The organism is Phenylobacterium sp. (genome assembly GCF_025351295.1).
Taxonomy (GTDB): domain Bacteria; phylum Pseudomonadota; class Alphaproteobacteria; order Caulobacterales; family Caulobacteraceae; genus Phenylobacterium.
Genome location: NZ_JANXWD010000142.1, coordinates 33276 through 47727, shown reverse-complemented (window position 1 = coordinate 47727; position 14452 = coordinate 33276). Strand labels below are relative to the sequence as shown.

The following is a 14452-nucleotide window of genomic DNA, read 5'->3' as shown; positions in this document are numbered from 1 at the left end:
CCCGGGGCGTCGACCCCGCGCCCTGAGGCAAGGTCATGGTCACGACGCCAGGAGGTGAAGGCCAGCGGGCGAGGCCGACCGAGCGGCTTCTGGTCTGCGCCGGCGTCGCTGCGGCGGCCTTCGCCCTGGCGTGGCTGTCCCTGGCCATGCTGGGACCCAGCCGGATCGCGCCCGTCTGGCCCGCGAACGGCGTGCTGCTGGCCGCCCTGCTGCGCCGGGAGCGCCGCGAGTGGCCGGCCATCCTGGCCGCTGGCCTGATCGGCATCGCCGCGGGTGGCCTGATGAACGGCGGCGCGGTGCGCTCGTCGTTCGGCCTGGCGCTGTGCGATCTTCTGGAGGTGGGCCTGAGCGCCACGGCGATCCGCGCGTTCGGCGGCGGCGCGCCCGATCTCTCGCGCCTGCGGGTGGTGGCGGTCGGAGGCCTGGCCGCGATCGCCTCGGCGGCGGTCGGCGCGGTCGGGGCGGGCGTCGTGCTGGACTGGCTGGGGCGGGGCTCCATCCTCTCGGCGGCCGTGGTCTGGACCCTGGCCAATGCGCTCGGCCAGATGACCGCCGCTCCGATCGTGCTCCTGCTGCGGCCGCCGGAAGGGCGGCGGGCCATCTCGCGCCGCAAGCTGGTCTGGTCCGCCTTGAGCCTGGCCGCCCTGGCCGGGACCGTGAGCCTGGTGTTCCAGCAGGCGCACTACGACCTGATCTACCTGATCTTCGCGCCGCTGCTGGTGGTGGTCTTCCAGCTGGAGGTGCTGGGCGCGGCGATCGGAATCCTGCTGACCGCGATCCTGGCGGTCGGCTTCACAGTGCGCGGCCATGGCCCCATGTGGCTGATGGCGGACGACCCGACAGAGCGGGTGATCCTGCTGCAGCTGTTCCTCCTGGGCGTGGTCGCGACCAATTTTCCCCTGGCCGCGGCCCTGGCCGACGGGCGCCGGGGCCATGACGCGGCGCGCCTGGGCGAGGCGCGCTACCGACTGCTGGCCGAGAACTCGCGGGACATCGTCTTCGAGTTCGATGCGCAGGCGAACATCCGCTATGCCTCCGCCGCGGTCCGGCAGCTGGGCTATGAGCCGGCCGATCTGGTCGGCCACAGCTGTTTCAGCTTCGTGCACCCCGACGACGTGGCGACGGCCCGCAAGGCGATGGCCGTCCAGCTCGATCCCAGCCTGGCCGACGGCGTGGTCAGCCAGGAGTGGCGGTTGCGCACCGCCGCCGGCGACTATGTGTGGGTCGAGGGCAATCCGGCCGTCTCCCGCGACGCCGAGGGCCGTCCAGTCGGCTACACCGACAGCGTGCGCGACATCTCCCGGCGCAAGGTCCTGGAGGCGGACCTGCGTCGCAAACAGGCGCAGGCCGAGGCGTCCGAACGGGCCCGGCGCGCCGCGGAGGCGCGGGCGCGCGAGAACCTGGACGAACTGGCGCGGGTGTCGCGCGTCCTTTCGGTCGGCGAGTTCGCGTCCTCGATCGCCCATGAGCTGAACCAGCCGATCGCTGCGATCGTGACCAACGGCGACACCGCCCTGCGCTGGCTGGGGAACGATCCGCCCGACCTGGCCGAGGCGCGGCTGGCGGTCGGCCGTTCGATCCGCGACGCCGAACGCGCCGCCGCCATCATCAACCGCACACGGGCGCTCCTGTCGAAGCATCCGCCCGCCTTCGCGGAGGTCGACATCGATGCTTGCGTCGATGACGTCCTGCTCTTCACGGACCTGGTTCTGCGCCGTAACCATGTCGAGGTGCGCAAACATCTGGCGGCGCGGATTCCGCCGGCCTGGGGCGACCGGGTCCAGCTCCAGCAGGTGCTGCTCAACCTGATCGGGAACGGGCTCGACGCCATGGTGGGCAATGAAGGAAGGCCGCGGGTGCTGGACATCACCACGGGAACCGATCCGGCCGGCCGCGTCGTGGTCACGGTCGAGGACAACGGCTGCGGGCTGGCGCCCGAGGTGGCGGAGCGGCTGTTCGACTCCTTCTTCACCACCAAGACCGATGGCGTCGGCCTCGGCCTGCCCATTTCGCGCTCGATCGTCGAAGCCCATGGCGGGCGCCTCTGGGCCACGCCGCGCAAGGGCGGCGGCACGGCCTTCCGCTTCACCGTGCGCGCGTCCGTGGGGCAGCCGGGATGAGCGCCGCCCCGCCCAATGTGATCGTGGTCGACGACGACCGGGGCATCCGCGAGGCGCTGGAGGGGCTGCTGCGTTCGGTCGGCCTGCAGGTCAGCCTGTTCGGCTCAGTGGCGGAATTCCTGGCCGCGCCGCTGCCGGCGCGGCCGCGCTGCCTGATCCTCGACGTCCGGCTGCCGGGGCGCAGCGGCCTGGACCTGCAGAGCGAACTCGCCGGCGCGGATGCCGGGCTGCCGATGATCTTCATCACCGGGCATGGCGACATCCCGATGTCGGTCGGCGCCATGAAGGCCGGGGCGGTGGAGTTCCTCGCCAAGCCGTTCCGCGATCAGGACCTGCTCGACGCGATCCAGGTGGCGCTCGACCGCGACCGGGCGCAACTGGCAGGCGCCGCCGCAGACACCGCCCTGCGTACCCGGCTGGAGACACTCACGGCCCGCGAACGCCAGGTCTTCGCCCTGGTGGCGTCCGGCCGGCTCAACAAGCAGATCGCGGGCGAGATCGGCGTGGCGGAGATCACCGTGAAGGTTCACCGCGGCCAGGTGATGAAGAAGATGGGCGCGCGCTCCATCGTCGACCTGGTCAGGATGGCCGACCGCCTCGACCTCGCCGGCGCCGACGGCAGACGGGCCCCTTAGCTTCGGCCAGCCGCTATACCTCCGCATAGGCAGCCCTATACATCAGGCCAACCGGCGCATCCCACGGTCGCCTTGAAACCCGCCCCGCCACTGCGAAGATGAGTCCACGCCGCGAGGCGAGGTAGACGCCTGACCCCAGGATCGGGAAGGAGTGATGGCGACGTGGCTTTGCGCACGGTCTGCATCGTCGACGACGACATCTCGTTTCGCGAAGCCCTGGAGGGCTGGGTCGGGTCGCTGGGGTTCGCGACGCAGTCCTTTGGGTCGGCCGAGGCGTTCCTGGCGGTCGAAATCCCGCCAACGATCCATTGCTTGGTCCTGGATGTGCAGATGCCGGCGCTCAGCGGGCTGGACCTGCAGGCGCATCTGCGGGCCACTGGCCATGCGATTCCGATCGTCTTCATCACCTCGCACAGCGAGCCCCACCATCGGACCCGCGCGCTCGATGCGGGGGCGATCGGCTTCCTGAGCAAACCCTTCGACCGCGACGTGCTGATGGAGATTTTCAAAAGCATCGCCTAGGGGTCGGGCCGACCGCTACGCGCCCCAAGTCGTCGCCATGTCGAACCGCCCGATCGAGGGGCCGGCGAACTATACGAATGTATAGCGCGGACATACTGAATGTCAGTGATGAAAAGACCCACATCTAATACTCGCAGCGCCCCAGCTGGACTAGCAGGACGCGCTCAGACATCCGACGAATTCAAAGGCCAATGCTGTGAGCCCCAACTGCGATCTGCCCATCCATGAGTCCGATCGCCAAGGTCAAGTCCTGCGCCTGGTCCTGGCCGGCAAGTTCGATCACGAGATCGCCGAGGAACTCGCCATTCCGCTCGCCGCGGTGGCCAGCACTCTGGCGAAGCTTGAACGCGTCGCGGCGACGACGAAGTGTTTCGACCTCGTGGTCCGGCTGGTGAATGCGCAGCGCACGGGCCAGGTGCAGACGCCGGCTGTGCCGACGCTGGGTTCCGAGCGGCAGCCCGTGCGGCGGCTCCTGCTGGCGGACGATCATGAGATCAACCACCTGACGATCCGGGCCATGGTCGAAGACCGCGGGATCGAAGTGGTGCCCGCCTTCGATGGCGCGGAAGCGCTGGCGAAATTCAAGGACGGCGGCGTCGACCGGGTCCTGATGGATATCGAAATGCCGGGGATTGACGGCCTTGAGGCCGTCCGCGCCATCCGCATGTTCGAGCGCGAGCAGGGCGCTGGCCGCACGCCGATCGCCATGTTCACCGCCCATTCCGGCCCCGAGATCGAGCAGGCTTCCAGCGAGGCCGGCGCCGACAGCTACATCGTCAAGCCGATCTCGCTCAATCAGCTCTACGCCTTTGTCGGGTCGAAGGTCGCGGCCGGGTAGACCCCGGACGCCGCTACCCCATCGGCAACTGTACCCGCGCCCGCAAGCCGCCGCCGGCCCGGTTGATCAGGCTCACGTCGCCGCCGTGGCCGCGGGCGATGGAGCGCACCACGGCCAGGCCCAGGCCGATGCCGCCGGTCGTACGGCTGCGCGAGGGTTCGCGGCGGTAGAAGGGCTCGAACACCCGCTCGGTGTCGGCCGGCGGGATGCCGGGGCCGTCGTCGTCGATCTCCACCACCGCATGGCCGGCGTCGCTGAACACCCGCGCCCGCGCCCGGCCGCCGAATTTCACGGCGTTCTCCAGCAGGTTGGCGATCAGCCGGCGCAGCGCCATCGGGTCGGCCTCGAGGATCACCTTTTCCCCCGCCTCGACCTCGGTCCTGGCGCCGGTCTCGGCCATCTCGTCGCAGAGGCTCTCTACCAGCGACGACAGCTCCATCCGGGTACGTTCGCCGGGCCGCGTCGCGTCGCGCACGAAGGCCAGGGTGGCGGTGATCATCTCCTCCATCTGGTCCAGGTCGGAGGCATACTTGGCCCGCTGGTCCTCCGGCAGGGCCTCGATGCGGAATCGCAGGCGGGTGAGCGGCGTGCGCAGGTCGTGGGCGATGGCCCCCACCATCGCCGTGCGGTCGTCGACGTAGCGGCGCAGGCGTTCCTGCATCTCGTTGAAGGCGCGCGCGGCCACGCTGATCTCGGCGGGGCCCTTGACCTCCAGCGGCGGCGCATTGGGGTCGCGGCCCAGCCGCTCGGCGGCGTCGGCGAACACCTGGATCGGCTTCGACAGCCGCCGCGCGAAGATCCAGGCCACCGGCGACATGGCCAGCCCCGACAGCGCGAACCACAGGGCGACGCGTTGCTGCCAGTCGTTGAGCAGAAACGGCTGCTGGGTCCTGACCACCGTCCAACCGCCGTCGGGCTGGCGCACGCCCACCTTGAACGGCGCGATGAGGAAGTGCTCCTCCTCGCGCCGGTCGACCCGGGCGGCGCGGTCGCGGATGATCCGCCCGACCCGACGGTCGGCCAGCGGCCCGCGCTCGCCGGCGATGACGATGCTGGCGACCGGCAGGCCCAGATCCGCCGCGATCTTGGCGCGGATGGCGGGCATCGCCTGGCCCTCGAGCTGCGGCGAGGGCGGCTTGTGCACCCGTTCCAGCTCCAGCGCCTTGCGGTCGGTGAAGACCGGCGGCGTTGCGCGATAGGTCCGCTCGATCTCGGACAGGCGGTAGAAGTCCGGCGCCGGCGGCGGCAGCATGAACAACAGGAAGGTGCTCATCGCCCAGGCCGCGACCAGGGTCAGGCCGGTGAGGGTCAGAAGCTGAATGACCAGCGGGGCCGCGGGCAGGCCGCCGGACCTCACGTGCGCTTCACCTTGGCGGTGAACATATAGCCCTCGTTGCGGATCGTGCGGATCAGGTCGTGGCCCCCGCCGCCGTCGTCCAGCTTACGCCGAAGCCGGCTGATCTGCACGTCGATGGCGCGATCGAAGGCGTCGCTGTCAGGCCCGCGGGCGAATTCCAGCAGCTGGTCGCGGGTCAGCACCCGCTGCGGCCGCTCCACGAAGGCCCGCAGCAGCGAGAACTCGCCGGACGAGAGGTTCACCACCACGCCGACGGGAGAGCGCAGCTCGCGCCGCACCAGGTCCAGCCGCCAGCCGGCGAACTCGCAACCCGCGCCCAGGGCGCCGCCGCTGGTCCGCTGCTCGGCCCGGCGCAGCACCGCCCGCACCCGGGCCAGCAGCTCGCGCGGATTGCAGGGCTTGGCCAGGTAGTCGTCGGCGCCCAGCTCCAGGCCCACGATGCGGTCGGTGTCCTCGCCCATGGCCGACAGCATGATGATCGGCGGCGCGGAGTCGGTGGAGGTCAACCGGCGGCACACCGCCAGCCCGTCCTCGCCCGGCATCATGATGTCCAGCACGATCAAATCGACGGGCCCGCGCTCCAGCGCGCGCTCCATCTCCTCGGCGTCGGCTGCGGTCTCGACCTTGTAGCCGTGCTTGCCCAGGAAGTCGGACACCACGTCGCGGATACCCGGGTCGTCGTCGACCATCAGGATACGGGCGCCGGCCCCGGCCATGTCAGTCGCAAACTCCATGGGCGGCAACGTGTGCGCCGGCCGTAACCTGCGGATGTCTCACTTGAAACCGAGGTGTCCCAATGGTGACCGAAGCGCGGCTCATTCGCCCGCCAGCACGGCGTCGGCCACGAACGGATTGGTCAGGCGCTCCTGGCCGAAGGTCGACATCGGCCCGTGGCCCGGCACGAATCGCACGTCGTCGCCCAGCGGCCACAGCTTGCCCGTGATCGCGTCGATCAGGTCCTGATAGTTGCCGCGGGGAAAATCCGTCCGCCCGATCGAGCCCTGGAACAGCACGTCGCCGACCTGGGCGAAGCGCGCCGCCCGGTTGAAGAAGACGATGTGCCCCGGCGTATGCCCCGGGCAGTGGATCACCTCGAACGCGGTCTCGCCCAGGGTGACCACGTCACCGTCGTGCAGCCAGCGGTCGGGGGTGAAGCCCTTCGCCTCCGGCATCCCCCATTTCGCGCCAGACGCGTCGATCTGGTCGATCCAGAAGGCGTCGTCCGGATGCGGGCCCTCGATGGGCACGCCGGTCAGGTCCTTCAGCGCCGCCGTGCCGCCCGCGTGGTCCAGGTGGCCGTGGGTGATCCAGATCTTCTCCAGCGTCAGGTCGTGCTCCTTCAGCGCCGCCATCAATCGCGGGACCTCGCCGCCGGGATCGATGATCGCCGCCTTCCTGGTCCTGGCGCACCAGACGATGGTGCAGTTCTGCTGCAACGGGGTCACCGGCGCGATCAGGGCGCGGATCGGCAGGGGTGGGGCTGGTGCGTTCATGTGCCCCCATGATCGTGTTTCAGGGCGCAAATTGGAAGGCCGGCGACAATCTGCCCCCGATTGCGAGGTCGGGTTGGCACAGCTAGCGTGCCGATAAGCCCTTTGCGGGCAGAATCGATATGGGAAACAGCCGTATGGCGAATGGAATGGCGCGCATCTTCCTGCGCAAATCGGTCGGGCAGATCCAGGCCGAGCATGAGCATGGGGAGCTGAAACGCTCGCTGGGGGCGCTGAACCTGGTGCTGCTGGGGATCGGCTGCATCATCGGCACCGGGATTTTCGTGCTGACCGGACGCGCGTCCGCCCAGTTCGCCGGCCCCGGCATCATGATCTCGTTCGTCATCACCGGCACGCTCTGCGCCTTCGTGGCGCTCTGCTACGCCGAGCTCGCCTCGGCCCTGCCGGTGTCGGGATCGGCGTATTCCTACACCTATGCCTCGATGGGCGAGGGGGCGGCCTGGGTCATGGGCCTGCTGCTGGTGCTGGAGTATGGGCTCGCGGCCTCGACTGTCTCGGTCGGCTGGTCGGGCTACTTCGTCAGTCTGATGCACGACTTCGGGCTCGACATACCCGCGGCGCTGCAGGCCGCGCCGGGGGTGATCGTCAAGAACCACGATGGGGTGGTGATCGGCACCGGAGTGTTGAACCTTCCGGCCATTGCCATCGTCGGCCTGGTCACCCTGCTGCTGATCCGCGGGGTCTCGGAGTCCGCGACCGTCAACAACATCATCGTCGCCATCAAGCTGACGGTGGTCGTGCTCTTCATCGCCATCGGCTCGCAGTACGTGCACCCGGCCAACTGGTCGCCGCTGGTGCCGGCCGAAATCCCGGCCCGGCCGGTGGGCACCAACATGGACATGCTGCACCAGATCTGGCGCGCGCTGGTCGGGGTGGTCACCGGCGACACCTCGCACAAATACGGCATCGGCGGCGTCATCCACGCCGCCGCGGTGATCTTCTTCGCCTACCTGGGCTTCGAGGCGGTCTCCACCGCCGGCGCGGAATCCCGCAACCCGGGCAAGGACATGCCCATCGGCATCCTGGGCGCCCTGATCATCTGCACGGTCCTCTACATCATGACCTGCGCGGTGCTGGTGGGGATCGTGCCCTACGCCGACCTGGACGTTCCGGCGCCGATCGCGCTGGCCGCCGACCGGATGCACCTGCCTTGGTTCGCCCTGCTGGTGAAGATCGGGGCCATCGCCGGGCTCTCCTCGGTGATGCTGGTGCTGCTCTACGGCCAGACGCGGGTCTTCTACACCATGTCCCGCGACGGGCTGCTGCCGCCGGCGCTGGCCAGCGTCCACAAGACCTTCCTGACCCCGTGGATCAACACCATCATCGTCGGCGTCGCAGCCATGTGCGCCGCGGGCTTCCTGTCGCTGGACGCGTTGTCGGACCTCTCGAATGTCGGCTCGCTCGCCGCCTTCGCCCTGGTCTGCATCACCGTGATCTACCTGCGCCGCAGCGAACCTGGGCTGGTGCGCCCCTTCCGGACACCGCTCTTCCCGTTGGTGCCCATCCTCGGCGCGGTCATGTGCGTCATCCTGCTGATGAGCCTGATGTCCACTCCGGCGACCCGGAACTTCTTCCTGATCTATCTGGCGCTCGGGATCGTGGTCTATTTCGTCTACGGGATCCGCAGTTCCAAGCTGGGCCGCGGCATCCTGGTCACCGGCCATGAGCCCGAGCCGTTCGTCGATCTGCCGCGCCGGGGCGACCTGGACTTGTAGCCGGGGCGGCGGCGCGCTCGCGCTCATGCTGCCGATCCACGAGGCTCTGCCGGGATTGAAGGCGGCGCTGTCCTCGGGCCGCGCCGCCGTTCTCGTGGCCCCGCCCGGGGCCGGCAAGACCACCGTGGTCCCGCTGGAACTGCTGGCCGAGCCGTGGCGCGGCGACGGGCGGATCATCGTCCTGGAGCCGCGCCGCCTGGCCGCCCGCGCCGCCGCCGAGCGGATGGCCGCGACCCTGGGCGAGCGGGTGGGCGACACCGTCGGTTTCCGCGTCCGCATGCAGTCGAAGGTATCGGCGGCTACCCGCATCGAGGTGGTCACCGAAGGCGTCTTCACCCGCATGATCCTGGGCGATCCGGAGCTGGCCGGGGTGGCCTGCGTGATCTTCGACGAGTTCCACGAGCGCAGCCTGGACGCCGACCTGGGCCTGGCCCTGGCGCGCGACGCCCAGAAGCTGCTGCGCGAGGACCTGCGCCTGCTGGTGATGTCCGCCACCCTGGACGGCGCGGCGGTCGCGCGGCTGCTGGACGACGCGCCGGTGATCGAGAGCCAGGGCCGGATGTTCCCGGTCGAGACGCACTACCTGGGCCGCGACGACCGCGCGCGGATCGAGGACCAGGTGGTCCGGGCGGTCGAGAAGGCCCTGGCCGAGAAGCCGGGCGGCCTGCTGGTGTTCCTGCCCGGCCAGGGCGAGATCCTGCGCACGGCGGAACGGCTGGCCGAGCGCAAGCGGCCCGGTGTTGAGATCGCGCCGCTCTACGGCGCCCGGGACCCCCGCGACCAGGACCGCGCGCTCCAGCCGTCGACGGCGGGCGTGCGCAAGGTGGTGCTGGCCACCTCCATCGCCGAGACCTCCCTGACGATCCAGGGCGTCCGGGTGGTGATCGACGCGGGCCAGGCGCGTGTGCCGCGCTACGACCCGGCCAGCGGCCTGACCCGCCTAGCCACGGTCCGCGTCTCCCGCGCCGCCGCCGACCAGCGCCGGGGCCGCGCGGGCCGCACCGAGCCCGGCGCCTGCTACCGGCTGTGGGACGAGGCCGAAACCCGCGCCCTGCCGGCCTATGCCGACCCGGAGATCCTCGACGCCGATCTCTCCGGCCTGGCCCTCGACCTGGCGCGTTGGGGCGCCCGGGACGTCGCCGACCTGGCCTTCCTCGACCCGCCGCCCGCCGCCGCCTTCGCCGAGGCCCGCGCCCTGCTGGTGCGCCTGGAGGCCCTGGACGCGACCGGCGTGCTCACCGCCCATGGCCGCGCGCTGGCCAAGGTCCCGCTGGCGCCGCGCCTGGCGCACATGGTGCTGAAGGCCGCCGACACCGGCCAGGCCCTGCGCGCCGCCCGTATCGCCGCCCTGGTCACCGAGCGGGGCCTGGGCGGCCGCGACGCCGACCTGCGCCATCGCCTCGATGCCCTCGACCGCGACCGCTCGCCGAGAGCCCGCGACGCCAGGGCGCTGGCCGACCGCTGGGCGGGGATGGCGGGAAAAGCCGGGACCGGCGAGCCGCTGGGCGACGGCCTGCTGCTGGCCTTCGCCTATCCCGAGCGGATCGCCAAGGCGCGGGGCGGGCAGGGGGAATTCCAGCTGGTCACCGGCCGCGGCGCCTTCCTCGAAGCTACCGACGCGCTGGCCCGCGAGCCCTGGTTGGCCATCGCCGAGCTGGGCGGCGGCGAGCGGCGCGACCGCATCCTGCTGGCCGCGCGGCTCGACCCCGCCGAGCTCCGCGCCTTCGCCGGCCAGTTCGAGATGGAGGATCGCCTGGAGGAGAGCGACGGCGGCCGTCTGCGCGCCAAGCGCCTGACCCGTCTCGGTCGCCTGACGGTCCGCGAGGAGACCCTCGACAATCCCGACCCGGCGCTGATCGCCCGCGCCCTGGCCGACCGCGTCCGCCGCGACGGGATCAAGGCGCTGCCCTGGAGCGCGGCCAGCGCCGGCCTGCGCAAGCGCGCGGCCTTCCTGCGGTCCCGCGCCGCCGACTGGCCGGATCTCTCCGACGCGGGCCTGATCGAGCGCCTGGACGACTGGCTGATCCCGCTGCTGACCGGGGTGCGGTCGCTGGCGGGGCTGAAGCCCGACGGCCTCGACGCCGCCCTACGCGCCCTCGTCCCCTGGGACCTCCAGCGCCGCCTGGACGCCGAGGCGCCCGCGCGCTGGACCGCCCCTACCGGCAACAGCTTCGCCATCGACTACGCCGCCGAGGCCGGCCCCCGCGTCGACGTCCGCGTGCAGGAGGTGTTCGGCCTGGCGCAGCATCCCACCGTCGGCGGCACGCCCATCACCCTGTCCCTGCTGTCCCCCGGCCACCGCCCGATCCAGACCACCCAGGACCTGCCCGGCTTCTGGAAAGGCTCCTGGAAGGACGTCCGCGCCGACATGCGCGGCCGCTACCCCAGGCACGCCTGGCCCGAGGATCCCGCCAGCGCCGCGCCGACGGCCCGGGCCAAGCCGAGAGGAACGTGATCTTTTCCCTCCACTTCATGGGGAGGGACAGACTGCGTAGCAGTCCGAGTGGGGAAGTGTGCGCCGGAAGGCGGCGTCGAGGAGGATCGCGGGCTCCCCACCCCGCTCGGCTTCGCCGAGTCGACCCTCACCATGAAGGGGAGGGAAACGGCCCGCTCAGGATGCGAGCTGCAGTTCCGCGGTGATCCGGTCGGCGGTGGCGCGGACGACGCCGGAGGTTCGCTCGAGCAACCCCGCCACTTCCAGGGCCGTGACGTCGGCGTGGACGCGGCGATACTGGCGGCCGAGCGCGCGGGCCAAGGCGGATACGGACGGCTCCGGGTGGGCATTCAGGTGGCGCAGCAAACGTAGCCGCTCTCCCGTCATCACGCTCGCTAGCCCCTCCCAGCTTTCAAAGGCCAAGACATCCTCGGCCACCGCCTCGCCGCGCTCGGCCCGGCGCCAGGCGCCGACGAAAGCCGCGAGGTCGTCTTCCACGGCTCCGCCGACCACGACGGTCATGCTGGTCATTTCGCTTCGTCCTTCTTTTCGCGCCGCAACTGCTCAGCCCGTATGTCCGCCAGAAAGTCCGTTACCAGCTGTTCCGGCGAGACGAACCGATAGGGCGCCTCGTGGGCGCCGAGATGGCGGTGATCCCCCTTGCCCGCCTCATTGTCGTACCCGATCCAGCGCTGCCCGGGCTTTCCGTAGTAGAGGCTGTACTTGAAGACATGCGACGATCCCCCCACGGGCGTCGTCACCTGCCACAGCTTGATCTCGGAAATCGATCCGTCATCAAAGATACGCTTGCGATGCAGGATCAGCGTCGCCTCGGGCATATGACAAAGCATGACATAGAGGGGCTATGACGTCAAGTGTCATAGCTCGCGAGATCACGCTACCCCGTGGCGGCGTAGATCATGATCCCGGTCGCCACCGACAGGTTCAGGCTGTCGGCCCGGCCGCGCATGGGGATCTTCACATTGACGTCGCACAGCGCCGCCATCTCCGGCGGCAAGCCCTGCTGTTCGTTGCCCATCAGCAGCAGGGCCGGCCTGGCGTAGGTGGCCTGGCGGTGGTCGACCTCGGCCGAGAGCAGGGCGCCCACCACCGAGCCGGTCCAGCCGGCCCGCCAGGCGGCGAACTCGGCCTCGGTCGCCTCGACCAGCGGCACGGCGAAGATCGAGCCCATGGTGGCCCGCACGCCCTCGACCGAATAGGGATCGCAGCACTCGCCCACCAGGATCACCGCCCCGCAGCCGGCGGCGTCGGCGGTGCGGACGATGGTTCCCAGGTTGCCCGGGTCGCGAACGCGGTGCAGGGCCACAACGCACTGCGCCAGGCCTGAGGTGACGGTCGCAAGCGGCTGGAAGACCTGCGGAAACACGCCCACGACCGCCTGCGGATTATCCCGCCGCGAGACCTTGGCCAGGATGTCCTGGGTGACCTCGATCACCTCGCCCCGCGCCGCCACTGTGGCGCGGACCGCGTTCTGCAGCAGCGGGTGATCGGCGGCGTTCTGGCCGTACAGCAGGATCTTCGGCGCGTGGCCGGTCTCGACCCCCTCGATGACCGTCTTCAGCCCCTCGGCGACGAACAGGCCGGTCGCGTCGCGCGCCTTGCGCATGTGCAGGGCGCGGACGGCCTTGACCGTGGGGTTGCTCAAGGAGGTGACGGTCCGCTCGCTCACGCCGACCACCGCGCGAAGAAGCTCATTCCCACCGCGCGGTCGCCGCGCGCTTCGACCAGGTCAAGTTCGCCCCACTCGATCCGTCCGGCGCGGCCGGCCAGCTTCTCCGCCAGCAGCCCGGCCAGCGCCGCGCCGGAGATCCGCTCCGCATAGGCATTCAGCACCAGGAACCTGGCGTTTTCCGAAAGAAGTTGAGCACATAAGCCGGCAAGTTGCGGCACGTCCTCGAACAGTCGCCAGACTTCGCCATCCGGCCCGCGGCCATATTTCGGCGGGTCCAGGATGATCCCCTCATAGGTCGAGCCGCGGCGGACCTCGCGCTGGACATATTTGCGCGCGTCCTCGGTGATCCAGCGCACCGGGCGCTCGGCCAGGCCCGACAGCGCCGCGTTCTCCCGCGCCCAGCCCACCGCCTTCTTCGAGGCGTCCACATGGGTCACCGCCGCGCCGGCCGCCGCCATCACCAGGCTGGCGACGCCGGTATAGCCGAACAGGTTCAGCACCCGCGGCTGGCCGTCGGCGGCCCGCACCTGGGCGTCCAGCCACGCCCAGTTGGCCGCCTGCTCGGGAAAGAACGCCAGGTGCCGGAACGCCGTGAACCGGCCCTGGAACCTCACCTCGCCCCAAGCCAGCGGCCAGCTCTCCGGCGGCCGCGGCTGGCCGAACCGCCAGCGGCCGGCGTCTTCCTCATCGGTCGGGTCGAACACCGCGTCGGCTCCGTCCCAGGCTTCGGCGCCCAGCCGGGGGCTCCACAGGCACTGCGGTTCGGGCCGCACCACGGTGTAGGGGCCATAGCGCTCCAGCTTTCGCCCATGCCCGCTGTCCAGCAGCGCATAGTCCGCCCAGCCGGTGGTGCGCATCACCTCGGCGGTGTCGGCGATCGTGGGCGGGCTCATACGCCGCCCCTTAGCGCACGTCCCGCCCGCCGACAAAGACTTGTCACATCAGCGGTTTTGGGGTCCGCTGTTACGGCTGAGACTTGGGGAGTCTGCATGGGCATTGTCGCGACGGCGACGCGGAAGACCGCGCGCAAGGCGAAGGGGGACGGGCACCTACGACGCGCCGAGATCCTGGAGGCCGCCGAACGCATTTTCGTGGCCGAGGGCTACGAAGGCGCCACGATCCGCAAGATCGCCGACGAGGTCGGGGTCTCCTCGACCGCCCTCTACATGCACTTCCAGGACAAGGGCTGCATCCTTGCCGAGATCTGCGAGCGCACCTTCCGCCAGCTGCTGACCTCCAACAGCGACATCGCCGCCCGGCCGCTGGACGCCGTGGTGCGCACCCGGATGATGCTGGAGGCCTATATGCGCTGGGGCCTGGCGCATCCGAACTCCTACCAGCTGGTCTATTGCGGCCGCAGCCCGGTGGCCGCGCCGTTGCCGGAGGGCACGGCCGAGCTCAGCCGCCAGTGCTACGACACCTTCGCCGGCGTCGTGCGCGAGGTGGCCGCCCACGGCCGGCTGCGCACCGGCAGCGCCGGCTCCGCGGCCCAGGCGCTGTGGATGGCCTGCCACGGCCTGGTGGCCCTGATGACCAGCCGCCCCAACTTCGACTGGGCCGACCGCGAGGAACTGATGACCGTCACCCTCGACGGCATGCTGCATGGCCTCGTCATCGACTGAGCCGC

At 70.5% G+C, this 14452-nt stretch carries 14 protein-coding genes; 7 read left to right on the top strand and 7 right to left on the bottom strand.

The window, feature by feature from the left end:
- Nucleotides 1-35 precede the first annotated feature (35 nt).
- From Q0R13_RS19745 to Q0R13_RS19730, 4 genes are all read left to right on the top strand, one after another.
- Nucleotides 36-2120 carry an MASE1 domain-containing protein gene (locus tag Q0R13_RS19745; RefSeq protein WP_293907175.1) on the top strand — a complete coding sequence of 695 codons (2085 nt, stop codon included), beginning with the start codon at nt 36-38 and terminating at the stop codon, nt 2118-2120.
- Complete coding sequence (locus Q0R13_RS19740; protein ID WP_293907173.1) at nt 2117-2755, top strand: response regulator; 639 nt, start codon at nt 2117-2119, stop codon at nt 2753-2755. Before Q0R13_RS19745 ends, Q0R13_RS19740 begins: the two co-directional genes overlap by 4 nt.
- A gap of 168 nt (nt 2756-2923) precedes the next feature.
- Entirely contained in the window at nt 2924-3277 is a 354-nt protein-coding gene (locus Q0R13_RS19735; protein ID WP_293907171.1) for a response regulator, read from the top strand.
- Nucleotides 3278-3473: 196 nt separating this feature from the next.
- Nucleotides 3474-4115, top strand: a complete 642-nt coding sequence (locus Q0R13_RS19730) for a response regulator (protein WP_293907169.1) — start codon at nt 3474-3476, stop codon at nt 4113-4115.
- Nucleotides 4116-4128: 13 nt separating this feature from the next.
- Here the strand turns inward: Q0R13_RS19730 and Q0R13_RS19725 are convergent, their stop codons facing one another.
- From Q0R13_RS19725 to Q0R13_RS19715, 3 genes are all read right to left on the bottom strand, one after another.
- Nucleotides 4129-5472 carry an ATP-binding protein gene (locus tag Q0R13_RS19725; RefSeq protein WP_293907167.1) on the bottom strand — a complete coding sequence of 448 codons (1344 nt, stop codon included), beginning with the start codon at nt 5470-5472 and terminating at the stop codon, nt 4129-4131.
- Nucleotides 5469-6206, bottom strand: coding sequence for a response regulator (locus Q0R13_RS19720; RefSeq protein WP_293907165.1), 738 nt, complete (start codon nt 6204-6206; stop codon nt 5469-5471). Before Q0R13_RS19720 ends, Q0R13_RS19725 begins: the two co-directional genes overlap by 4 nt.
- 81 nt (nt 6207-6287) lie before the next feature.
- Entirely contained in the window at nt 6288-6965 is a 678-nt protein-coding gene (locus Q0R13_RS19715) for an MBL fold metallo-hydrolase (protein WP_293907163.1), read from the bottom strand.
- Between the two features lie 146 nt (nt 6966-7111).
- Here Q0R13_RS19715 and Q0R13_RS19710 point away from each other — a divergent pair, with 146 nt between their 5' ends.
- Nucleotides 7112-8698, top strand: coding sequence for an amino acid permease (locus tag Q0R13_RS19710; protein ID WP_293907161.1), 1587 nt, complete (start codon nt 7112-7114; stop codon nt 8696-8698).
- Nucleotides 8699-8723: 25 nt separating this feature from the next.
- Complete coding sequence (gene hrpB / locus Q0R13_RS19705; protein WP_293907207.1) at nt 8724-11153, top strand: ATP-dependent helicase HrpB; 2430 nt, start codon at nt 8724-8726, stop codon at nt 11151-11153.
- Between the two features lie 156 nt (nt 11154-11309).
- On the opposite strand, the gene Q0R13_RS19700 is transcribed toward hrpB, so the two are convergent.
- Genes Q0R13_RS19700 through Q0R13_RS19685 form a run of 4 tightly spaced genes read right to left on the bottom strand, consistent with a single transcriptional unit; the run spans nt 11310 to nt 13718 of the window.
- Nucleotides 11310-11663 carry a hypothetical protein gene (locus Q0R13_RS19700; protein WP_293907159.1) on the bottom strand — a complete coding sequence of 118 codons (354 nt, stop codon included), beginning with the start codon at nt 11661-11663 and terminating at the stop codon, nt 11310-11312.
- On the bottom strand, nt 11660-11971 hold the full coding sequence (locus tag Q0R13_RS19695) for a DUF6516 family protein (protein ID WP_293907157.1): 312 nt from the start codon (nt 11969-11971) through the stop codon (nt 11660-11662). Before Q0R13_RS19695 ends, Q0R13_RS19700 begins: the two co-directional genes overlap by 4 nt.
- Before the next feature lie 59 nt (nt 11972-12030).
- Complete coding sequence (locus Q0R13_RS19690; protein WP_293907155.1) at nt 12031-12822, bottom strand: RNA methyltransferase; 792 nt, start codon at nt 12820-12822, stop codon at nt 12031-12033.
- Nucleotides 12819-13718: a class I SAM-dependent methyltransferase gene (locus tag Q0R13_RS19685; protein ID WP_293907153.1), complete on the bottom strand. Its 900-nt coding sequence runs from the start codon at nt 13716-13718 to the stop codon at nt 12819-12821. Before Q0R13_RS19685 ends, Q0R13_RS19690 begins: the two co-directional genes overlap by 4 nt.
- Before the next feature lie 96 nt (nt 13719-13814).
- Here Q0R13_RS19685 and Q0R13_RS19680 point away from each other — a divergent pair, with 96 nt between their 5' ends.
- Nucleotides 13815-14447 (top strand): TetR/AcrR family transcriptional regulator, encoded by a 633-nt coding sequence (locus Q0R13_RS19680; RefSeq protein ID WP_293907150.1) that lies wholly within the window; start codon nt 13815-13817, stop codon nt 14445-14447.
- The last annotated feature ends 5 nt before the right edge of the window (nt 14448-14452 follow it).